The 22197-nt window shown below is 43.0% G+C and carries 20 protein-coding genes and 1 pseudogene; 18 read left to right on the top strand and 3 right to left on the bottom strand.

Features of this window, described 5'->3' with window-relative positions; genetic code table 11:
- The first annotated feature begins 1 nt into the window (after position 1).
- From G630_RS0104530 to G630_RS0104480, 11 genes are all read left to right on the top strand, one after another.
- Positions 2-565 carry an anthranilate synthase component II gene (locus G630_RS0104530; RefSeq protein WP_022760685.1) on the top strand — a complete coding sequence of 188 codons (564 nt, stop codon included), beginning with the start codon at positions 2-4 and terminating at the stop codon, positions 563-565.
- 203 nt (positions 566-768) lie between these two features.
- Positions 769-5526 (top strand): leucine-rich repeat protein, encoded by a 4758-nt coding sequence (locus G630_RS23355; protein ID WP_022760684.1) that lies wholly within the window; start codon positions 769-771, stop codon positions 5524-5526.
- 113 nt (positions 5527-5639) lie between these two features.
- The gene (srtB, locus tag G630_RS23350; RefSeq protein ID WP_022760683.1) at positions 5640-6704 is read left to right on the top strand and encodes a class B sortase; all 1065 of its coding nucleotides are present in this window, start codon (positions 5640-5642) and stop codon (positions 6702-6704) included.
- A gap of 71 nt (positions 6705-6775) precedes the next feature.
- Complete coding sequence (locus G630_RS23345; protein ID WP_022760682.1) at positions 6776-7957, top strand: flavodoxin family protein; 1182 nt, start codon at positions 6776-6778, stop codon at positions 7955-7957.
- An 8-nt stretch (positions 7958-7965) separates the two neighbouring features.
- A complete protein-coding gene (locus G630_RS0104510) occupies positions 7966-8958 on the top strand; it encodes an AEC family transporter (RefSeq protein WP_026497883.1) in 993 nt (330 codons plus the stop codon).
- Positions 8959-9001: 43 nt separating this feature from the next.
- Positions 9002-10390, top strand: a complete 1389-nt coding sequence (locus G630_RS0104505; RefSeq protein WP_242829903.1) for a TrkH family potassium uptake protein — start codon at positions 9002-9004, stop codon at positions 10388-10390.
- Positions 10391-10405: 15 nt separating this feature from the next.
- Complete coding sequence (locus G630_RS0104500) at positions 10406-11065, top strand: potassium channel family protein (RefSeq protein WP_026497881.1); 660 nt, start codon at positions 10406-10408, stop codon at positions 11063-11065.
- Positions 11066-11075: 10 nt separating this feature from the next.
- Positions 11076-11834, top strand: a complete 759-nt coding sequence (locus tag G630_RS0104495; RefSeq protein WP_026497880.1) for an SDR family NAD(P)-dependent oxidoreductase — start codon at positions 11076-11078, stop codon at positions 11832-11834.
- Between the two features lie 5 nt (positions 11835-11839).
- Complete coding sequence (locus G630_RS0104490; protein ID WP_022760677.1) at positions 11840-12139, top strand: ATP-dependent Clp protease adaptor ClpS; 300 nt, start codon at positions 11840-11842, stop codon at positions 12137-12139.
- A 1-nt stretch (position 12140) separates the two neighbouring features.
- A complete protein-coding gene (locus tag G630_RS0104485; RefSeq protein WP_026497879.1) occupies positions 12141-14354 on the top strand; it encodes an AAA family ATPase in 2214 nt (737 codons plus the stop codon).
- Positions 14355-14366: 12 nt separating this feature from the next.
- Entirely contained in the window at positions 14367-15104 is a 738-nt protein-coding gene (locus G630_RS0104480) for a nucleoside/nucleotide kinase family protein (protein WP_026497878.1), read from the top strand.
- Between the two features lie 11 nt (positions 15105-15115).
- Here the strand turns inward: G630_RS0104480 and G630_RS24570 are convergent, their stop codons facing one another.
- Positions 15116-15265, bottom strand: coding sequence for a hypothetical protein (locus G630_RS24570; protein ID WP_155831936.1), 150 nt, complete (start codon positions 15263-15265; stop codon positions 15116-15118).
- A gap of 319 nt (positions 15266-15584) precedes the next feature.
- Between G630_RS24570 and G630_RS24985 the strand changes: the two genes are divergently transcribed.
- From G630_RS24985 to G630_RS0104445, 6 genes and pseudogenes are all read left to right on the top strand, one after another.
- Positions 15585-15752, top strand: coding sequence for a hypothetical protein (locus G630_RS24985; protein ID WP_196805750.1), 168 nt, complete (start codon positions 15585-15587; stop codon positions 15750-15752).
- On the top strand, positions 15722-16912 hold the full coding sequence (locus tag G630_RS20690; RefSeq protein WP_049946088.1) for a Gfo/Idh/MocA family protein: 1191 nt from the start codon (positions 15722-15724) through the stop codon (positions 16910-16912). The genes G630_RS24985 and G630_RS20690 overlap by 31 nt, the downstream gene beginning before the upstream one ends.
- 81 nt (positions 16913-16993) lie before the next feature.
- The gene (locus G630_RS0104455) at positions 16994-17242 is read left to right on the top strand and encodes a GIY-YIG nuclease family protein (protein ID WP_026497877.1); all 249 of its coding nucleotides are present in this window, start codon (positions 16994-16996) and stop codon (positions 17240-17242) included.
- A 33-nt stretch (positions 17243-17275) separates the two neighbouring features.
- Positions 17276-17338 (top strand): annotated as a pseudogene (locus tag G630_RS25940) (zinc-ribbon domain-containing protein); the annotation flags it as partial.
- 48 nt (positions 17339-17386) lie between these two features.
- On the top strand, positions 17387-18241 hold the full coding sequence (locus G630_RS0104450; RefSeq protein WP_242829902.1) for a PrsW family intramembrane metalloprotease: 855 nt from the start codon (positions 17387-17389) through the stop codon (positions 18239-18241).
- A gap of 229 nt (positions 18242-18470) precedes the next feature.
- Positions 18471-19271 carry an Rpn family recombination-promoting nuclease/putative transposase gene (locus tag G630_RS0104445; RefSeq protein ID WP_049946087.1) on the top strand — a complete coding sequence of 267 codons (801 nt, stop codon included), beginning with the start codon at positions 18471-18473 and terminating at the stop codon, positions 19269-19271.
- Positions 19272-19569: 298 nt separating this feature from the next.
- Here the strand turns inward: G630_RS0104445 and G630_RS0104440 are convergent, their stop codons facing one another.
- On the bottom strand, positions 19570-20949 hold the full coding sequence (locus G630_RS0104440) for an IS4 family transposase (RefSeq protein WP_026497874.1): 1380 nt from the start codon (positions 20947-20949) through the stop codon (positions 19570-19572).
- A gap of 345 nt (positions 20950-21294) precedes the next feature.
- On the bottom strand, positions 21295-21540 hold the full coding sequence (locus tag G630_RS20685) for a hypothetical protein (protein ID WP_044958674.1): 246 nt from the start codon (positions 21538-21540) through the stop codon (positions 21295-21297).
- Positions 21541-21936: 396 nt separating this feature from the next.
- Here G630_RS20685 and G630_RS0104430 point away from each other — a divergent pair, with 396 nt between their 5' ends.
- Positions 21937-22179 carry a hypothetical protein gene (locus G630_RS0104430; protein WP_026497873.1) on the top strand — a complete coding sequence of 81 codons (243 nt, stop codon included), beginning with the start codon at positions 21937-21939 and terminating at the stop codon, positions 22177-22179.
- The last annotated feature ends 18 nt before the right edge of the window (positions 22180-22197 follow it).

Below are 22197 nucleotides of genomic sequence, written 5' to 3'. Positions count from 1 at the left end.
AATGATTTTATTAATAGATAACTACGACAGCTTTTCCTATAACCTTTACCAGCTTATCGGTGAGATAGAACCGGACATAAAAGTCATAAGAAACGACGAGATGACGATATCCGAAATTGAGGCTCTTAGTCCCGACAGGATAATCCTCTCCCCTGGCCCCGGAAGGCCTGAGGATGCCGGTATTTGCATGGAGGTGGCAAAAACAATTGCAAAGAAAATCCCGACCCTGGGTGTATGCCTGGGGCATCAGGCTATCTGCGCCACATATGGAGCTACGGTAACCTATGCCAAAAGGCTGATGCACGGAAAACAGTCCGATGTCAAATTTGACCTTGATTGTCCGATTTTCAAAGGACTTCCGGAAGAAGCACCTGTAGCAAGATACCATTCTCTGGCAGCGGATGATTCTACAATACCTCAGGAACTAATAGTTACCGCACGCACCACGGATGGTGAGGTTATGGCGGTAAAGCACAGGGATTATCCGATCTACGGAGTTCAGTTCCATCCCGAATCCATAATGACACCGGATGGAAAAGCGATGCTGAAGAATTTTGTTCTGTAAATATTTGCCGGACGGCTCTTACATTGACAAATTGTAAGCGGCCGGACGGCTTTTTGTTTATCTTCATAAACTAATTCTGAAACCTTTATTAAAAGAGTGAGATATAGGCCCTAATTCGTTGAAAACGCTCATTATAAAGAATATATTTGAAATAGGAGCCTAAAATCGTGATTTCGCAATGCTTTATAAAGGAGAGATGAACGATGTTAAAGAAGGTTTATAGGATAATTACAATTGCGCTCTCTGTCATGATGATATTGGGAGTGTTAGGTACGAACACTCTAAATTCAAAAGCAGCGTCACTTGTCATTTTTTTTAATATAAGATGGACGATTGGCAATATTTCCGGTGAAGGAAAAATCGAGAAAAACAATATAGATGTTTTTAATAAGTGGGATAGAAATGAGATAAAAAGTGCCAGGAATCTCACCATCTCCGAACAATACGGTGAGTATGTTTATGATTTTAATGAACAGATTAATACCGGAGAAATCGAGAATATTACAGTAAAGCTAAGTAATCAGAGTAAAGCGATTGCAATAAAACTATATAATTCCTGGTCTCAGGTATCTAATACTGATGCCAACGAGCATAGTCAGGTTGTGTGGAATCAATTCCGTGACGGAAACGGGGATATAGTTATAACACCGTCCTATAGCGGGAATTTCCGTTGCATAGGTTTTATGTCAGTCATGTCCGGTTCTACATCCCTGTCTATAGAATCAATTACGATTAATAAAAAGGCTGCATCAGGCGGGACTTCAGGCGGATCATCCGGTGCTTCTTCAGGTTCATCAGCTTCAACTGCTACGGATAATCAGAAACTTACGACGATTACTTATGATTGTACAAATAAAAATCTCAAAAGTAGTGGAAATAATGGAAATAAAGTAAAGTTTATAAACAGATGGTCTCAGGATGATGTTGGAAAAAATATAATTGAAGATGGAAAACTAACTTTTGTAAGAAACTGGCAGGAGACAGCTTTTGCACTGGGCAGAGAAATAGATGTAAGTAAGCTAAAGGCTTTGAATGTATATGTTGAAAATCAGGATCCGAATCTTAAGCTTGCATTTATGCTATACGATTCATCGGGTGATCATTCGTTTGTTCAGTACGATATGGATGAAAGCAGTGTCTATAGCATGGAACCAACTGGTGGAGCGGCATATTACTTCGGCGTAATGTCCAATACAGGTACCAGAACTGACGATTATTATTCACCCTACAGGAAGGTGAATATCACTAAGGTAGAGTTTGTGCTTGCGGATACGGTTAATCCGAACCTTGATTCGAGTGTTATTATACAGGTTGTTAAGGACGCAACCGCTGAGGCAAAAATAGAAGAAAAGAATGCTAAAAATGCAAAAAAAACAGTAAAGAATAATCCTTCGGCTGAAACTATAGCAGCGGCAAAGGAAGCAGCTCAGAAGGCTACAGATGCTGCAACTGTAGCAAGGAATGCGGCGCAGACAGCCACAGATCTTGCAGCAGGAACAAGCGACAGTACGGTTAAATCCAAGGCAACAGATGCTGCCACCGCAGCAACAGAGCAGGCAGCTAAAACGGAAAAGGCTGCTAATGATGCTTTGGATGCAGCCAATGCCGCACAGGAAAAGCTTGATAAGGCTGTAAAGGATGCAACAAAAAAAGCGGAGTCCGCAGCGACTTCAGCAAAAAAAGCAACAACAGCAGCCGGTAATGCAAAGACAGCTGTCTCAGGTACAGCCTCAACCACTACAATAGCAGCGGCCCAGAAGGCTGCAGATGCAGCGGAGTCCGCAGCAAAGACTGCTGAGGATGCGGCAAGTGCGGCAGAAAAGGCAAAGGCCGGGGTAAGTGATGAACTTGCAACAGCAGCTCAGAAGGCAGCGGATGCAGCGCGAGATGCGGCAGAAAAAGCTAAGGCTGCGGCTAAGGAAGCTGATGAAGCAGCCAAGACTGCTCAGGAAGAGCTTGATGCTGCGGCTGAGACAGCGATTCAAAATGCTAATACAGCAATAGATGCGGCAAATGCAGCAAAAGAAGCGGTTAATAGTGCAAAGGAAGCACTTGGAGAAAATGGAGAAAAAGCTACGGCAGGTTTAGTAGCAGATGCCAAGGCAAAGGCGGAAGTTGCTAAGACTGCGGCAGAGAATTCTATAGCAGCTGCTGAGGCTGCGGAAGCAGCGGCAAAATCCGCAAGTAGTAATGAAGCTGCAAATGCAAATAAAGCTGCGCAGGATGCGAAGGATGCCGCCAGTGAAGCAAGCAAAGCAGCACAGGAGGCAGAAACTTTAGCGAATACTGCACAGGAGAAACTGGACGAAGCAGCGGCAAAGGCAGCTGAAAATGCTACGGCAGCCGAGACGGCAGCAGCTAATGCAAACAGTGCGGCAGAGGTTGCGGAGGTTGCAGCTAATGCAGCAACTGCGGCAGCAAAAGCAGTAAGAACTAACCAGTCGGATGCGACAATAAAAGCAGCTGAAAATGCTGCTCAGACAGCAAGAGATGCAGCAAAAGCAGCGGCCGAAGCACAGAAGGCTGCGGAAGAGGCAGCCAAAAGTGCGGAAGGTCAGGCTAAGACAGATGCAGAGGCTGCGGCAGCTGCAGCGAAGGATACTGTAGAAAAAGCGGAAGCTGCAGCAGGAGATGCAGAACAAGCAGTAAGTGATGTAAGGAGTAAGCTTGCTGATGACGCAAAAGAGGCAGCTATTAGTGCGGCAGAGGTTGCAAAGGGAGCAGCAAATACAGCAAAAGAGGCGGCAGAAGCAGCAAAAAAGGCGGCAGAAGCAGCAGAGGATTCGGGAACAACCGGTGCTATAGAAGCAGCAGAAGCTGCAGCAGCGGCAGCCAGATCAGCAGCTGAAGTCGCTACAGAAGCTGCAGAATTAGCAGAAAAGGCAGCAGAGGCTACCAGTGATAGCACGGCAAAATCAGAAGCAAGCAGCGCAGCTTCGCTGGCAGCACAGGAAGCAGATAATGCTAAAACAGAAGCAGACAAAGCAGAACAAGCTGCAAGTAATGCCAGAGCTGATCTCGATGAAGCAGCAGGCACTGAGGCAGGAAATGCCAGAAATGCGGCAGGTGCTGCAATAAAAGCAGCAGAGGCTGCAATAGCAGCAGCTGAGAGTGCAGAAAGTGCAGCAGATGAAGCAGGAGCAGATCCATCTATAGCAAAACTTGCAAATGCTGAAAATGCTGCAAAGACAGCATCCGGTGCAGCATCTGATGCAAACTATTCAGCAGATGATGCAAAAGCAGCTGCAGAGAGTGCAGAAAAAGCAGCGACATCGGCAAATACCGCTACCGTAAAAGAAGATACAACAGCTGCAGCTAAGGATGCGCGGGCAGCAGCAAGCGCAGCAAAAGCAGCAGCAAAAGCTGCAGATGCAGCAGCGGCAGCGGCAAGGGCAATAGCTGCTACTGCAAGAGCAAAGGAAGCAGTTTGGGAAGTAAATAATAATAATAATCCGTCAGCATCAGCAATTAGTGCTGCAAAAGCAGCAGCAAAATCTGCTAAGACTGCAGGAGAAACAGCTTATGCAGCAGCTACTGCAGCAAAAGAAGCTGCAACTGCAGCAGAAAATGCTAAAGCCGGAGTAAGCTCTGATATTGCAAGCAGCATTCAGGATGCTGCAGATGCGGCAAGAAAAGCAGCAGAAGCAGCAGAAGCAGCAGCAGAGAAAGCAAAAAATACGGCATCATCAGTTGAAAGTGACGCAGATACAGCTGAAAAGGGTCTTTCTGACAAAGCAGCACAGGCAGCAAGGGATGCGGCGGAAGCAGCTAATAACGCGGCAGGCTTGGTGGATGCAGCGATTAAGGCTGCTGAGGAAGCAGCAAAAGCAGTTTCGGATAATCCTAATGAGGATACTATAGCAGCAGCTGAGGAGGCAGCGAGGGTTGCAGAAAGTGCAGCAAAAACTGCTTCAGATAAGTCGAAGGCAGCTACTATTGCTGCAGGTGCTACCGAAGATAGTACAGCTAAGGGCGATGCTCTTGATGCAGCCAAGACAGCTAAGGATGCGGCTAGTAAGGCCAATACAGCAGCTCAGAAGGCCAGGGATGCAGCACAGGCAGCCAGAGATAAACTGGACAAAGAAGCAAAAACTGCTGAAGAGGCTGCTGAGAAAGCCGAGGAAGAGGCTCGGATAGCTGCAGAAGAGGAAGCAAAGAGACTAGAAGAGGAGAAGAAGGCCGAAGAGAAAGCTAAAGAGGCTGAGGTAACTCCCAAGAGTAATTCGGAAGGTGATGGTAATGGTGCCGGAGGTGAAAATCCTCAGGGTGAGAATCCTGGCAGCACAGGAAATGAAGGCGGTGCCGGAGCCGACACAATTCAAGGCGAAAATGGTGAAGGAAATGAGCCCGGTATCGGTGAGAATGGAGAAAACGACGAATTCGGTGAGGATATCGATGACGACAGTAACGTCCTGAATACAGGTGGTAACGGAGGTGGAAGCGGCAATGGAAATGGAGCCGGAAACGGCAACGGATCCGGAACCGGACAGGGCACAGTAGCTGAGAGCACCGGTAATGGAGCAGAAGGCGGAGCCGCCGGCGGTAACTCAGCTCTTCCGATGATTGTAGACATAAGAGGTGTCACATATTATATCGGAACCGACGGTAATGCTATAGCTAAGAGGATTGGCAAGGTGAAGAGTGTTTCAATCAACAAGATCACTGTTAAAGGTGTTTCCTATCCTGTAACCGAAATCTCCGCAAAAGCCGGTAAGGGTAATAAACAACTAAAGCGTGTATCTATCGGCTCAAATGTGAAGAAAATCGGTACCATGGCATTCTTCAAGTGTAATAAGCTTAAGAAGGTTAAAATAGCTCCAAATAAGTCTCTGAAGGTAGGAAAAAATGCCTTCAAGAAGATAAGCGACGGAGCGGTTATCACAGTAAAAGGCAAAAAAGGAAAAGGCAAGGATAAGATTATAAAGAAGATTAAGAAACAGACAAATGCAACGGTAAAATAACCACTTTGGAAGGAACGCTGTCACACTCGTACAGGTGTGGCAGCCTTCTTCTTTATATGGTACTATTATTGCTGTACGTTTAGTTTTATTAAGAAGTTGGGAAAGATTTTACAGTGAGCAGTTTTAAGAAAAAATTATTTACAAAACTGGTACAGAATGCCGGCGAATATAATAAAAAGCATAAAAGCAGTGCAAAGCGCGTGACATATTTTACGCTGGGACTCATCGTTTTTTTGAGCATCCTGTTTTTTATACCTGAGAAGATTTGTGAGCTTCTAGGTCTTGTTTTCAAGAAAAAAGGCGTATTAATTTCAATAGCAATAATTGCAGCGTTGGCGCTTCTTTACGTATGGCATGCATCAGCGCCTCAGAAGAGCACAACCACTGTTCAGGAAAATGCAGAAGAAGTTGTGACATCGGAGGAAACACAGGAAGAAGGTACAACAGCTTCAGATGTAGCTCAGGAAGATAAGATTGAAGAATCATTAGAAGAAAGTAACGAGAGTGAGACTTCGGAAGTGCAGCCTGTAGCAGATACTCCCGAGACTGATGAGCCGAAATCCTATGTTACAGAGTCCGACCAACCTGCATCAGAAAATTCCGATTTTCCTCAGATTGACCTCACTGCCTACATAAAAGAAAATCCTGATGTTGTAGGATGGCTTGTCGTAGACGGAACCCAGATCAGTTACCCTATAATGCAGGCTGAGGATAATGAAAAATATCTGACCAGTAATTCCGACGGAGAGACTTCGGATACAGGTGCGATTTTCTTAGACAGCAGATCCAAATCCGATTTTACCGATTCAAATTCGATTATCTACGGACATAACATGAAGGATCGTTCCATGTTCGGAAGCCTTCGCGACTACAGATTTGAAAAAGGCTTCTATGATGATCACAAGTACATCTATGTTATTACTGCGGAGAAGATACTTAAATATCTGATATTCTGCTACATGGATGTGCCTAAGGATTATGTGATCTACGATTATGTTGGGGCTGCTTCGGATGAGTTTGTTGCGGACGCAGAACCTGTAAGACTTAAGTCCTACATGGATTCGGAGATTCCGGTTAAGAGTACAAGTAAAGTCATTACATTATCCACATGCACGGACAGTAAGGACACTCACAGATTTGTGGTATGCGGTGTTTTGGAAGAGGAGATTTCGGACTGACAGAATTTTAGGAATTAATGGTCTGATTGGAAACGTGTGAAAAAGAGTTTTTTGAAAATGGGGAGATTTCTATGAGGCTCTTAATACATGATCTTAATGACGAGGAATGGAATAGAATCGAAGACGATTACAAGGACTGGGAGATAATATCGGATAACGGTAGTATTAAGCCCTGTGTGGGCTGTTTTGGATGCTGGACCAAGACTCCCGGCGTATGCATGATTAAGGACGGCTATGACCGCATGGGAGTATTGTTCCACAAGGCAGATGAAGTCGTTGTTATGAGCAGATATACCTACGGCGGCTTTAGCAGCTTTGTGAAAAATGTATTCGACCGCAGCATAGGCCTGGTGCTTCCATATATGAAAGTGTTTAACGGGGAGATGCACCATGAAAAAAGATATCCCGAAAAGCAGGAAATCACTTTTATTTTCAGAGGGAAAGCTTTTACTGACACACAAAAAGAGCATGCAAAAAAGTATGTGGAAGCGGTGTGCAGAAATTTTCACGGAGATATCAAGGCACTTAAGTTTGAAAACATCGAAGAATCTGATAAAACATTCTCGGATAACGTAGCTGAAAGCAAAGAGAATACCAGCTCTTTAGAGACGGTATCAGAATCTCAAAATATTCTACTGATCAACTGCAGCTCAAGGGGCGATGATGCAAATTCTCTGAAATTCCTGAAATACTTAAGCGGCAGCATAGAATGCGAGACAGAAAGCATCAATCTTTTGACCTACTTAAATAAGTACGATGAACTTGCAGAGCTTGTTACTTCATATAAAAGGATTGTCTTCGGAATGCCACTCTATGTCGACGGGATTCCCTCTACTGTTTTGAGACTCTTGGAAAAACTGGAGGCGAACGTAAACAGAGACAAAAAGAAGATATATGTCGTAGCTAACATGGGATTCTACGAAAGCAGACAGATATGCAAACTCCTTGGCATGATGGAAGAGTGGGCTGAAACATGCGGATATGAATATTGCGGAGGAGTTGCAATAGGTGCAGGAGAGATGATGGGACAGATGATGCGCATGCCTGATCCCACAAAGGGACCGGCCAGAAATGTCGCGCTTTCACTTAAAAGGCTTGGACAGGCTGTAAATGAAGGCACTTCTATAGAGAATATCTATGCGGATGCATATAAGTTTCCGCGCGTGCTGTATCAGATTGCAGGGAACTCAGGCTGGCCAAGATCAGCCAAAAGAAACGGACTTAAGAAGAAAGACCTGCTTAAGAGGTGGTAGTGTAAGATATGCAAAATTTGGTTTTTAGTTTAAATGCAACACTTCCGATTTTCTTCCTTATGACACTCGGAAATGTGTTCAGGAGACTTGGAATAATAGATGATAACGCTGCGGCGTTTATGAACAAATTTGTATTTAAAGTTGCACTGCCGGTTCTGCTCTTTTCGGATCTGGCAAAGCAGGACTTTATAGGGACCTGGAATCCGGGCTTTGTACTCTTTTGTTTTGTCACCACAATAGTCAGCATACTTTTTATAAGTTTGTTGTCACGAATATTTGTAAAAACGCCCTCCAGACGAGGCGAGTTTTTACAGGGCGCTTATCGAAGCAGCGCAGCGCTTCTGGGTATTGCGTTTATTCACAGCATTTACGGCGAATCCAGTAGCGGAATGGCACCTCTGATGATCCTTGGAAGTGTGCCATTATATAACATCTTTGCAGTTATTATACTGACAGTGACAGCTCCGGAGGACGAGAATGTATCGACTGACGGTAAAAACGTGGGACGCTCGTCAACTGATAGCACCACATTGGTAAAGAAAACCATACTTGGGATTATCAAAAATCCCATCATACTTGGAATATTGACGGGACTTATCTGGTCTGTTTGTAAGCTGCCCGTTCCCAAAATCATGGACACCGTAGTAAGTGACGTCGGCGCACTTGCGACACCGCTGGGGCTCATGTCGATGGGTGCGACCTTCGATTACAGAAAAGCTTTGCAGAATGTAAAACCCGCACTGGTGGCAAGCTTCATCAAGCTGTTTTTACTGGTTATGATATTCATGCCTGTCGCAATTCGTCTTGGTTTTGCGGGAGAGCAGCTGGTGGCGATTCTTGTGATGCTCGGTTCAGCCACTACAGTCAGCTGCTATATCATGGCGAAGAACATGGGACATGAAGGGACGCTCAGCAGTAGTATAATAATGATAACTACCTTTGGCTGTTCTTTTTCCCTTACGTTTTGGCTCTTCGTATTAAAAACGCTTGGGGTTATTTAAACCTTAGGTTACAAGTAAACTATCGCTTACAGAGGTACACCGATTGCGAGTTTTTAATGAAACAAAGATAGAAAAAAGCAGATTAACATCAACACAGATAATTGTGCTTGGCTTTTTGCTGGCAATAGTGGTTGGTTCATTTCTTCTGATGATTCCGGCAGCAACGGCAAGGGGCGAGCACACTGACTTTATCACCGCTCTGTTTACGGCAACCACTTCAATATGCGTTACCGGTCTTGTGGTGGTCGACACCTTTTCTCACTGGTCATTTCTTGGACAACTGATAATCCTGATATTAATTCAAATAGGCGGATTTGGCGTAATTACGTTGTACTCCGCGATAATGATGCTTATGAAAAAGAAGTTTTCCTTAAGCACCAGACTTCTGATTCAGGACTACTACAATCTTGATTCGATTCACGGACTGATCAAATTCCTCATAAGAGTAATAAAGGACACCTTTATTGTTGAGGGCATCGGAGCTGTTCTTTATTCATTTGTCTTTATTCCAAAGTTCGGTTTTTTCAAAGGAATATGGGTGTCTGTCTTTAACGCAGTTTCGGCTTTTTGCAATGCCGGAATGGATGTGATGGGGGCCAATTCTCTTATTGATTATCAGGCCAATATCCCGGTGAACCTGATCACAATCACACTGATTGTTCTTGGCGGCGTCGGATATGTCGTATGGTTCGATTTTATTGAAAACCTGAAAAGATCGGTAAAACACAGATACAATATCAGAATCTTCTGGAAAAGGCTTGGCGAGCATTCCAAGCTTGTAATCAACCTGACGTTGTTTTTACTGATATCCGGAACCATTCTGGTTATGCTTTTTGAGTGGGATAACCCTGATACAATAGGAAAAATGACAGTGGGGAATAAAGTCCTTGCAAGCTTTTTCCAATCAGTGACCTTCAGAACAGCCGGCTTTGCCACTGTTCCCCAGGAGTCGCTGACACCTTCAACCTGTATTGTGGGATGCATGTACATGTTCATCGGAGGATCTCCGGTGGGTACGGCGGGAGGAATAAAGACGGTTACAATCTTTGTGGTTCTCCTCAATGTCTTTTCATTTATCAGGAACAGGACAGAGCCCGTTGTGTTCAGCAGAGCTGTCTCGGAAAAGCTGATCAACAAGGCAAGTGCCATCGTTATGTCAAACCTTATGCTGACTATGGTACTGATGATCGCACTTATGCAGGTGTGCGATGCACCGGCGCTTTCCGCGGCCTATGAGATATTCAGCGCAACAGGAACCGTAGGCCTCTCCAGGTCGCTCACGGCGAGTCTTAATGTGCCGGGAATGATAGTGGTAATGATCGGAATGTATGCAGGAAGAATAGGACCTATTTCCATGGCACTATTTTTCAGCACTAAGCGTTCGGATAAAAATGATATCAGATTTTCAAACGGACACTTTATAGTAGGATAAAAGGAGAGCGGACTGATGAAGTATAATTCTTTTGTGGTATTTGGTCTTGGAAAATTCGGCCAGGCAGTGGCCGATAAGCTTATAGAGAGCGGTGCGGATGTTATGGTAGTAGATAACGACGAGGACATCATCGATTCCTATTCCGCCAAGGCGACAACAGCTATTGAGGCTGATCTTACGGATCCCGCTGCCATAAAGGCGCTTGGCATATCCAACATCGACTGCGCTGTGGTTGCCATGGGTATGAGCCTTGAAGCGAGCATAATGTGCACGATGATATCCAAGGAGTGCGGAGTTAAGTGGGTTGTTGCCAAATCAAGTAACGAGAGAATGGGATCTGTTTTATCCAAAATCGGAGCAGATGAGGTTATCTATCCCGAAGAGGAGAGCGGTATAAGAACGGCAAGAGGGCTTATTTCCAGCAACTTCCTTGAGTATTTCGAAGTAAGTGATGATATATGTCTGATAGAGATGCTGCCCAAGGAAAAGTGGGTGGGTAAGTCATTAAAAGAGCTTAACCTCAGAAAAAAATATGGTATAAACGTGGTTGCAATAAAAGATGGTGTTGTCAATGAGTATGTGGATCCTGATGTTCCGCTAAAGGCGAAGGAGGCACTGCTCATGCTGATTCATAAAAAGAACCTTTCAAAGCTTGATAAAGATATTGTCTTATGAGGAGAGTAAAGTGAAAACAGTTTTTATTACAGGAGCGACATCCGGAATAGGGCAGGAATTTGCCAGAGTGTATGCGAAAATAGGATATAGGCTAATCCTCACGGGAAGGCGCACAGATCGCCTTGAAGCCATGCGTACAAAAATCGGTGAAAACTGCAAAGTTATAACAACGGATCTATCTGATGAGAGTCAGTGTAAAAAACTCTTGGAGAGTATTTCCGAAGAACATATCGATGTTTTCATAAATAATGCGGGTTTCGGGACAGCGGGATCTTTTCTTGAAACTGATCTTGAAAAGGAAATATCAATGATAAAGGTCAACGATATTGCCATGCATATTCTTTTCAAGGGTGTGCTTCGCAAAATGAAAGCGCAGGGAACGGGGACAATCCTGAACGTAGCTTCATCGGCAGGCCTTCTTCCGGCAGGCCCTTACATGGCGACCTACTACGCATCCAAAGCGTATGTTGTTTCGCTTACCAAAGCTGTTGCGAGAGAGCTTAAAGAACAGGGAAGCGGCGTTTATGTTTGCTGCCTCTGCCCGGGACCGGTGGATACTGAGTTTAACAGTAAGTCGGATGTGATGTTTGCTCTTAAAGGTATATCCGCTAAACAATGCGTAAAAGAATGCCTTACGGGTATGAAGAAGAGGCAGACAGTAATAATTCCGACTCTTGGGATGAAGCTTGCTATTGCTTTTCAGCATTTCATTCCGGAGAGTCTATTGATAATGATCACAGGAAGACAGCAAAAAAAGAAAAGGCGGTGATTATTATGGCAGTTCAGGGACAGACAAAGGAGCGTACAAAGGATAAAGTTAAGGAGCCGCGTCAGTTCAACGTGGTCATGTACAACGACGACTTCACCACTATGGAATTCGTGGTGGAGATTCTAATGGATATATTTCATAAGGACGAGGTCACAGCTCAGTCCATTATGCTTGGTGTCCATAAAAAGGGACAGGCAGTTGTTGGAAAATATCCTTACGACATCGCATCAACCAAGGTGAACGCAGCCCTGATGCGGGCGAAACAGGAGGGCTTTCCGTTTCGCATGAGCGTGGAGGAGGCATAATATGAATCTATCTGCAGAAGCTATGCTTGCACTTCAAAATGCGGTGGAGTATGCAAGTAGTAACCAATATGAATATGTGACACCGGAGCTGGTGCTCCTTATGATGCTTGATGATGAGGCATTTCGCGAGGCTTATGAGGAGTGCGGCGGTGATATTCAGGCTCTTTCGAAGAACCTTATGAATTATGCGGCAAAATACATTGAGAAGGTAAAAGGAAAAGAACCTGTGCTCTCTCTTTCCACACAGCATATGATTAATTTTGCGGGACAGAGTGCCTATTCAAGCGGCTGCTCCGAGGTCCATATAAGGCATCTTATCCATGCAATCTGGAATCTTGATAACAGCTATGCAGTATATTACATGGAGCAGGATGGGCTTACGGAAGCTGAACTTCTTGAGGAACTTTCATATATTGAAGATGAGAACGTAGACTATGGCGGCAGTGCCTCTACAGGCGGTCCCGAGCGCGAGGAGGATACGGGCAATCTCAAAATATTTGCACCCTGCCTTAATGATACTTTGGAGGATGTGAATCCCCTTATCGGTAGGAAGGAAGAACTTGAGAGAACCATCCAGATTCTGTGCCGCAAGGACAAGAACAACCCGCTTCACATCGGGGAACCCGGAGTCGGTAAGACAGCAATAACCTATGGACTTGTGGAGCTCCTTAGGAAAAACGAAGTGCCGGATGCAATAAAAGGTGCCAGAGTTTTTGCATTGGATCTCGGAGGTATGCTCGCCGGAACACAGTACAGAGGTGATTTTGAGAAGCGCTTCAAGAAGGTATTGTCAGAGATAGGAAAAGAAGAAAAGCCAATTATTTATATCGATGAGATACATAATCTTTCAGGTGCCGGCGCAGTTGGAGAAGGCTCTTTTGATGCATCGAACATGCTTAAGCCCTATCTTGCAGATGGACATATCAGATTCATCGGGGCGACAACCTTTGAAGAATACAAGAAGTATTTCGAGAAGAACAAGAGCCTAGTCCGCCGTTTTCAAAATGTGGAGATAAAGGAACCCTCAGAGGAGGAGAGCATCCGAATACTTGAGGGACTAAAGGATAAGTATGAGAACTATCACGGCGTAATATATGAGGATGAAGTTCTTCCTTATGCTGTGAAAATGAGTGCAAAATACATAAATGAAAGATATCTTCCGGACAAAGCGATTGACATTATCGATGAGGCAGGATCCTTCAGAAAGCTTCATCCGTTAAAGGCTAAGAAGCAGATTGTTGATAAGGAAGTAATTAACGAGATTCTCACCAAAATATGCAGGGTGCCTATTGAGACTGTTGAGACAGATGATGTTACAGGGCTTGCAACTCTTGAGAATAGACTTAAGGGCAAGATTTTCGGCCAGGATGAGGCTGTATCACAGGTTGTAAATGCTGTGAAATTCTCCAAGGCAGGTCTTTCGGAGGAGAACAAACCTCTTGCAAGCCTTTTATTTGTGGGACCTACCGGAGTCGGAAAAACAGAGATTGCAAAAAGGCTTGCGGATGAGCTTGGTGTCAAACTCATTCGTTTCGATATGAGTGAATACGGCGAGAAACATGCGGTTGCAAAGCTAATTGGATCTCCTGCGGGCTACGTTGGCTACGAGGAGGGTGGAATACTCACAGAGGCCATAAGGAAGAGTCCTTCTGCCGTTCTTTTGCTCGATGAAATTGAAAAGGCTCATCCCGATATCTATAATGTCCTGCTTCAGGTCATGGACTATGCGACGCTGACCGATAACCAGGGACGAAAAGCCGACTTCAGGAATGTCGTCGTTATTATGACCTCAAATGCAGGGGCTAACAAGCTTGGCAAAAGCGGCATAGGCTTTGTCAGCGAGGGGCATGACAACAGCGTCCTCATGGAGGAGGTTAAACGCGTCTTCCAGCCCGAGTTCAGGAACCGTCTGAGTAAAGTTGTCGTATTTAACAGCATGGATAAGGATATGGCAAGTCTCGTGGTAGACAAGAAATTATCCGAATTAAAGGATCAGCTTTCCGTGAAAAAGATAGTATTTTCTGCAGATAAAAAGGCCAAGGATCTGGTGATAAAGCGAGGAATCAGCCAGGAATTCGGAGCAAGGGAAGTTGACCGTGTCATTCGAAACGACATCAAGCCACTGTTTGTAGACGAGATTCTTTTCGGCAAATTAAAGAACGGCGGCAAGCTAACACTCACAGTAAAGAGTGGGGAGTTTTCGGTCCGCACATAAAGAGGCCTTTTTATGAATTACAACGTAAACATAAACGGAATAGACGTGCACGCAAGCTACAGTGAAGAATCCTTGCGCAAAATATTCATTCCTTTATTGTCAGAACTGACTATATTGCAAAAAGAAAAGGACAGGAGAATCCTTGTCCTTCTGGCAGCGCCTCCCGGAGCCGGTAAGAGCACATTATGCAGCTTTTTGCAGAGCCTGTCTGAGAAGTATGAGGAATATACCGATATTCAGGCAATCGGAATGGATGGTTTTCACAGATACCAGGATTATCTCCTTACACATAACACAATTCGTGACGGTAAGGAAATTCGCATGGTCGATATCAAAGGAGCACCGATAACCTTTGATTTGGACCTACTAACAGCGCGTATAAAGGATGTCGTCAGCAAGGAAAAAGTAGGCTGGCCTACTTATGACAGGCACCTTCACAATCCGACTGATAATGCGATTACAATAGAGAAAAACATCGTACTTCTCGAGGGGAACTATCTTCTGCTTGATGAGGATGGCTGGCGCGAGATTAAGACTTATGCCGATTACACTATCTCTATCGCCGCAGATGAAAATATGCTGCGTGACAGACTTGTGGACAGAAAGGTTAAGAGCGGCAATACACTTGAAGTAGCAGAAAAATTTGTGGACTTTAGCGACATGGCTAATGTCCGTCTGTGCCTTTTAAAGACCATGAAGGCCGATCTGGAGCTTATAGTAGACGAAAATGGGGATTATCAGTGCAGCTGATTCCCCATTTTTTATGCTATTGCTATGCTATCAGCAAAACTGATAAGTTCCGATTCAATCTTTTGATAGTCAGATTCCTGCATATATCCAAAGCTGTCAGTATTAACGGTTTTTGCAATACATCCGATTTTTGATTCGATCATCTCAATAATATAATCCATGGTAAATTCTCCTTTATAATTTAAATGTTCTATTATCTTCCGCAAGGGCAGGTGATGTATCTCTTAATGTGAATTCCGAATAAGTTAAGAATGTTAATAATCATTGTCATGGTGATTACCTCCTTCTATGTGAAACTCATTAGCTGTTTTCCTTTTGTTGAGTTAATCATATCAGTGTGAACATCACAGAATTATCACACTGAGGAAAACTTACATTTTCTTTTTGATGCCGGAAGTTTGCGATATAATATTCTTATGCTGAAACGATTCTCGCAATAAGAGAGGAGTCCGTATATGAATAAGCAGCCGGCGTCAAATTTTGAAAAAGAATTCTTTTGGAAAGAACTCCTTTTCAGGCACGAAAAAGGGGTTGCTTGTCAGAAAACCTAAATTAAAAACAGCAAAGAAATACATTTGTTATAATACAATGCCATCATGTGAGAAGGAGAGAACGGAATGGGTTCAGGACAAAAATATAAAAAAGTAAAAACCGCAATTATCGGTTGCGGAATGATCAGCGATATTTATATCCGAAATCTGAAGGAGATGTTTGATATCATCGATCTCGTTGCAATAGCCAATCGCTCGATGAATGGTGCCAAGGCCAAGGCTGAGAAATTCGGTATAGCCAGGGTTATGACAATAGATGAAGTTGCTGCTTCTGACGATATTGAACTTGTTGTGAATCTGACACCGGCTGATGTGCACTATGAGATAGTAAAGCAGATGCTTGAAGCCGGAAAGCATGTATATACTGAGAAGATGTTTACCACAAGTCTTGAGGAAGCCGAGGAGCTTATAAAAATATCCGAAGAAAAGAATCTGATGATAGCGGTAGCACCTGATACGGTTTTAGGGGCCGGAATTCAGACCGCAAGAAATTATCTTGATTCCGGAATCATAGGAGAGATAACAAGTGGATTCGTCAGTGTCAATCGTGACCAGTGCCTGATGTCTGAGCTTTTCAGATTTCTGCAGCAGGAGGGCGGCGCTATTCCCTATGATGCAGGAATATACTATGTTGGTGCTCTTATAGCACTCCTTGGAAGTGTGAAAAGAGTTACAGGTTTCGGAGCACCTTCCCTGATGCATGACAAGCAGCTCTTATATGTCAAAGGTAATCCGGATTCCTGGCAGATTCCCGGGACAAATGTACTTTGCGGGGCGTTGGAATTTGAGAACGGAGTACTGGTATCACTACATTTTAACGGAAATAATGTGGGCGGAGAGAAGACCAGGTTCGAATTATTCGGAACCAGGGGCAACATGGAAATAGGAGACCCCAATAAGTTTGACGGAGATGTCATCATATCACTTCCTGAAAATGAGCCTGTAAAAATGCCCTTTACACATGGCTTTAACGGTAAAAATATGGTAGGCGAGGCGATGCCTTTTGACGGCTACGGCCACCGTGGAGTGGGCGTTGCTGAGCTTGCATACGCTATCAGACAGGGAAGAGAGAACAGATTAAGTAAGGAATATGGCTATCACTGCATGGAGGTTCTGCTTGGACTTGATGAATCCATCAGAACAGGCAAAATATATGAATTGAAATCTAAAGCGGAGGTTACTCCCTTGAAACCGGGATACTATTCCTCTATGTTTGGAGGACAGGTAAGAGCCGATGCGGAGTTGTCGCTTATATGAAGAATATAGGTGAGATCTGTCGCCTTTATGAAATGGTAACGCTTATTTGCAAGATACTATGGAACGGGCAGGGATAATCTGATGAACTACACTTACTTGGTCGAATGCGCCGATGGTTCTTTATACTGCGGCTGGACTAATGATCTGGAAAAGCGAATCGCCGACCATAACGCCGGAAAAGGAGCTAAATATACAAAGCCCAGACTTCCGGTGAAGCTCGTATATTATGAGACTTTTGATACGAAGGAAGAAGCCATGAGCAGGGAGTGGCATATTAAACATTTACGCAGAAATGAGAAATTGAAGCTGATAAAAGATACAAATATTTAAAGGGCTTAATTCATTGTCAGAGAGGAGTCAGACGTGTACTGTACTAATTGTGGAAGCGAGATACAACCCGGGCAAAAGTTTTGCGGCAACTGCGGAGCTGCTACGCAAAATTCGAACTTGTCGGTGCAAAACCCGAGTCTACATGTGCAAAATTCAAGTCCGTCAGTGCAAAATCCGAGCATAACGGAACAGAAGGACACATTCTATGTTCGAAAGCTCCCTATGGTTCTGATAGTCGTCCTGACTTTAAGTCTGATTTTTACTTCCCTTGTCATGGGAGCCGGCAGCATGACGCTGGCAATGCTTCTATCATGTGCGCAGGGGATTATATTGATATTTTTTATATACAAACTGGACAGCATCGAACCTGAACCGATACCGCTTCTTATCAAGCTGTTTCTATTCGGAGCTATTCCGCTTCCGATTGTTGTAACTATAATTGAGTCGGGAATTCAATATGTTGTGGATATATTAACTCCTCAGGGATCTCTGATTAACAGCGTCCTGGTAGCATTTCTGGTTGCGGCTTTTTCGGAAGAAATTTGTAAATATGCTGTATTGAAGAAGCTGACCTGGAAACATCCTGCATTTAACTACCGCTTTGACGGAGTGGTTTATTCGACCACCGTAGCTATAGGCTTCGAGGTTGTTGAGAATCTTTTATATCTCTTTACTTCCGATGCCGGAACAGCGTATCTGAGGGCAGCTTTTCCCGGCCACTGTATCTTCGGAATTTACATGGGTTATTACTACGGACAGGCCAAGAGCCTCGAACTTAGCGGCGACGAAAGCGCAGCAAAGCAGATGAGGACAAAAGGCGTCCTTATTGCAATGCTTATTCATGGTATCTACGATACCGTAGCTATTTCATGCAGCGCATCGGAAGACGGCCTGTTTATCTTGTCCGGTATGCTTGCGCTTGTAGTGATAATGTGCGTTTTAAATGTTAATGCATATAAAAACATCAAGAAGTATGCGCATGAAGACAGACCTGTGTGATGTAAAAATGAGTAATAATATGCAAAACTATAAAAAGGGTGCAATGGAAGGAATGAACCTTCCATTGCACCCTTTAATGTTGACTCGAATAAATTATTGTGATATCGTATCAAAGTCTTAATTCATTGGTGGGGTCGCCAAACTATTCAAAAAATAAAACAAATATATAAACGTTCGAAACATGGTGGTTTTTTGCCCTTTTTTCGAATAAAATATAAGGAGAAGATATTTGATTAAAGATTTAGAAGAGTATGAACATTTAACAATTACAAATAACTTTATTTTCTGCAAAATTATGCAGTATTATCCTGATTTATGTAAGGAATTGGTTGAACTTATTTTAAACAGGAAAATTGGAAGCATAGTAAAGAATGACAGCGAACATACAATAGAGACAAGTCCGGATGGTAAGGGCGTTCGCTTGGATGTGTATTTTGAAGATGATCTTTCTTGCATGTATGATATTGAAATGCAAGTGATAGATAATAAGGATTTGCCACGCAGATCAAGATTTTATCAAAGCATTATCGACAACAGAGATCTGGAAAAGGGGTATGATTACACACAGCTTAGAGATAGTTATGTGATATTTATATGTCCCTTTAACATCTTTGATGAGTATGGCTACCATATTTACACATTTCAGGCGCGTGCAAAGGAAAACACAAACATTATTTTGGAAGATGGGACATCCAAAATATTTGTTTGTGCTAAAGGTTGCAGTGATGATGTTCCAGAGAATATGAAATTATTTTTGGATTATCTTTCTGGTGAACTTAGCGACAACAACTTAGTTAGAAAGCTGGATGATGCTGTCAAGTTTGCCAGGAAAAGCAAAGAATGGAGGGCAGAATATATGCTTACACAGCAAGACAAATTGATAATGCAGCACGAATATGAAGCTCTTCTATCTGAGAAGGACGAAGCCTTGGCAGAGAAGAACGAAGCTTTAGCAGAGAAAGACAAAGCCATAGCAGAGAAGAATGCTGAGATTGCCAGGCTTAAAGCACTCTTGGATAAAAAAGAGTAAACTTAGTATAGTCCAAAAACTATAAAAATCGGGTAATCGATATTCGTGAGGGTTTCCCAAAGTTTATGAGGGTCAGTCCTGAGGGCAATGCTAATAAGTTAAGAGCTGTTTTATCTCTAAAACATTATAATTAGCGAAAAACCGCGAAAAGCCTATTAAGTTAAGCAAATAATTTAACATAAGACCATGTTTGCAGAGTATATCTGTTGCATGGTCTTTTCTTTTGCCTATTTTTATGCACTGCAAATAGACCGGATTTATTCATCCGATCTAAAAATAAGTTATTTATTCTCAGAGTCTATGCCACGCGGTAAACAAACCAGACTGCTGATTTTGCCTTCATATTCCGTTTATCAGCTCGCCCGCTTATCACAGGGCGAGTAAAGGCAAGCAACTCTGCGTATATCTGATGCAATGGTTCATGTGAATGAAGCGAGAAATACTTGCGCACAAGTGTTGCAGCATCCTTGAATGATACAACATACCTGTACTTTTTCTCATTAGACTGTGGTACATATACCACATTGATAGTCCTGCTTACTACATTGAACATGATAAGGTGAGCAATAAGCTCCATCTCCACAAAGTCGTCCTTGCGGGAATGAAACTGCACTGCTCCAAGTGCATATTTGAGTTCTCTGAAAGACGTTTCTATATCCCATCGCATGTGATATAGCTCCTTCATTTTTCTGATAGGGAATTCGAAGCGGTTAAGATTGGTCAATAAGACTTCCCATTCCTCTTTCCCAGTATCGGGTTCATTTATCTTAAACTTGACCACGCGGCATTTGATACTTTCAAACTGTTTGAAATCCCAACGCTGATATCTTGTATTCGGAGACAGGTACTTCTTATGAGTATTCTTAGGAGCGTTTATCAGATGGATATTTTCAGAATCTTTATTTTGCAAGTAATACTGTCCTGACGTTGTGACTTTAAAAGTCATTTCGACATCACATTCCTTATCAGGAAGTTCGTAAATCTCCTTTATGCCACCATATCCTGCTTTAGTGCGGATCACATAGTAGCCGTCATCATTAAGCCTGTTGCCGTGCTCAATCATGTTGAACCCGTCATATCCCCTATCCATGAGTACAATATATGGATTCTCAGGATGCAGACGTTCAAACATCTCAATGGCAGCCCCGCGTTCATCAGCGCGAGCCTTTGGCTGAATAATTATATCCCGATATGTCCTGTCAGTAATGTTGTAGAGAAGATTCGCATGTAACTGACTAAAGGGCTTATAAGTCTCTCCGTCTTTGCGTGGTCTTCCTGTAGGCGCTTTACAGGCATATTTGGATTTGCTCTGGTATGGCATATTGAAGTCAGAGCCATCCGTTGCATACAGTTCATATTTGCCGTTGAAGAGATTGCGACGATAGGATGTCTTGTTATATTCGTTGAATATGTGCATGAACAGTCCCGGCGACAGCTTCGCTTTCTGCTGTTCATAAGCAGATGCAGTCATCCTGTCATCCATGTCTGGAAATGCATGGATCATCTCAGTATTGAGCGACTGTCCTTCCATATTCAGAGTGACTTTGATAGTTGTTGCTGCGTCCAGTTTACGTTTGCGACTAAAATCACCCGGCTTCTTGGTAAACTTTGAGATGTCTGCTACTGTATCTGCGATGACATCATTAAGCTGTTCCAATGCCGTGCCTTTCTTGTGCATATCTGCACAGACCATTGGTATCACCACCTTCCTTGGCGGTGTTTCCACTTCATTTCCATGGGATATTATGGCGATATGCGAGAGAATCCTTGACAGAAAAATTTTGAGAGGTTATAATTCCAAAATGTAAGGAACGAACTTACAGTATTGAATAGTTAACGTGGTGGAAACACCTTGGAGCATCTGCAAACTTTGGTCGGTGGGCAGGTGCTCTTTCTTTTGTATATAATTATCCATTTCTAATTATATAACATAATCCGGTGTTTTCCATTCAACGCGTTGTTTAATTCTGTTCGTTTCAAATATGAATTTTTCAGTTAGAAGAACAAAGATAGAGTGTAAAAATCAATCGTCAGCTTCTGCACTTGTAATCGCATTATTTGGTATTTCCCCTGGGAAATCTCTTTGTAGTTTTTCCTTCAAAGCGATCTTAATATATGTTGTTGGTTTCATCCCTACCCTTTCGCATAGTGGCTTTATAAGTTGCTCATACTCGTCTTTTTTGAAACGTATATTAAGCTGTTTTAGCTTATCTTTCATATATTTAACAGTTGCTTTTCTGCCTGTTTCATTATATCCGTTGTATGTCATTCTTTATACAAATCCTTTCTGCTGTACAGTTTATTGGACTATCTATTTGATAGTATAATCATAACAGATACCCAAAAATATAGCAACCTATATTGACATATAGCAACCTATATGTTATAATTACATTACAATCAAACAAGGAGCTGTACAGAAAGCAAAGAAATATCAGCTTTCTGCCATATTTATAGTATAAAAACAGAATAAAGGTTAGTGCTACGCAAGTGTTATTCACCAAGAGATAATCAATGGCGATCCGGAGCTTTGAATTTGCATACAGCGGGGTGACTGAAATATGTCGATACCGGTTATCTGAGGCAGTAGATAAGTAGAATTTGAGGAACAGCTATCTTTACTCAAGGCAGATAAAATCTAGTTTTATTGGAAAGGAAATAAAAAATGGCGAGAAATTTTTATATGGTCAGCATGGCGCTTGGGCAAAAAGATAAAGATATTGAAACATGGCCTGGACCCGGAGGTACTTATATTCGCAACAAAGCAATTTCAATGGCAAAAGAGTTGCAAAAAGAAATCAATGCAGGCAAGTGGGATGAGAGAAAACGTGACGGATATACATTAAGAGCATGTATTGAAGAGCTTGATCCCAGAACAACGGATCTAATCTCTGTTATAGAAATCTAATTATTCGTCCTAAGAACA

The sequence above is a fragment of the Butyrivibrio sp. WCD2001 genome (assembly GCF_000424485.1).
Taxonomy (GTDB): domain Bacteria; phylum Bacillota; class Clostridia; order Lachnospirales; family Lachnospiraceae; genus Butyrivibrio.
The sequence above is the reverse complement of the archived record's forward strand: the minus strand, read 5'-3'. Positions and strand labels throughout refer to the sequence as shown.

Bases quoted from the DNA above. Each gene is read 5' to 3' on its own strand.
- G630_RS0104530 (WP_022760685.1), top strand. From the start codon at position 2: ATGATTTTATTAATAGATAACTACGACAGCTTTTCCTATAACCTTTAC.
- G630_RS0104490 (WP_022760677.1), top strand. From the start codon at position 11,840: ATGGCAGTTCAGGGACAGACAAAGGAGCGTACAAAGGATAAAGTTAAG.
- G630_RS0104480 (WP_026497878.1), top strand. From the start codon at position 14,367: ATGAATTACAACGTAAACATAAACGGAATAGACGTGCACGCAAGCTAC.
- G630_RS0104510 (WP_026497883.1), top strand. From the start codon at position 7,966: ATGCAAAATTTGGTTTTTAGTTTAAATGCAACACTTCCGATTTTCTTC.
- G630_RS23355 (WP_022760684.1), top strand. From the start codon at position 769: ATGTTAAAGAAGGTTTATAGGATAATTACAATTGCGCTCTCTGTCATG.
- G630_RS24570 (WP_155831936.1), bottom strand. From the start codon at position 15,265: ATGGATTATATTATTGAGATGATCGAATCAAAAATCGGATGTATTGCA.
- G630_RS20690 (WP_049946088.1), top strand. From the start codon at position 15,722: ATGGGTTCAGGACAAAAATATAAAAAAGTAAAAACCGCAATTATCGGT.
- G630_RS0104430 (WP_026497873.1), top strand. From the start codon at position 21,937: ATGGCGAGAAATTTTTATATGGTCAGCATGGCGCTTGGGCAAAAAGAT.
- G630_RS0104500 (WP_026497881.1), top strand. From the start codon at position 10,406: ATGAAGTATAATTCTTTTGTGGTATTTGGTCTTGGAAAATTCGGCCAG.
- G630_RS0104485 (WP_026497879.1), top strand. From the start codon at position 12,141: ATGAATCTATCTGCAGAAGCTATGCTTGCACTTCAAAATGCGGTGGAG.
- G630_RS23345 (WP_022760682.1), top strand. From the start codon at position 6,776: ATGAGGCTCTTAATACATGATCTTAATGACGAGGAATGGAATAGAATC.
- G630_RS0104455 (WP_026497877.1), top strand. From the start codon at position 16,994: ATGAACTACACTTACTTGGTCGAATGCGCCGATGGTTCTTTATACTGC.
- G630_RS0104440 (WP_026497874.1), bottom strand. From the start codon at position 20,949: ATGCACAAGAAAGGCACGGCATTGGAACAGCTTAATGATGTCATCGCA.
- G630_RS20685 (WP_044958674.1), bottom strand. From the start codon at position 21,540: ATGACATACAACGGATATAATGAAACAGGCAGAAAAGCAACTGTTAAA.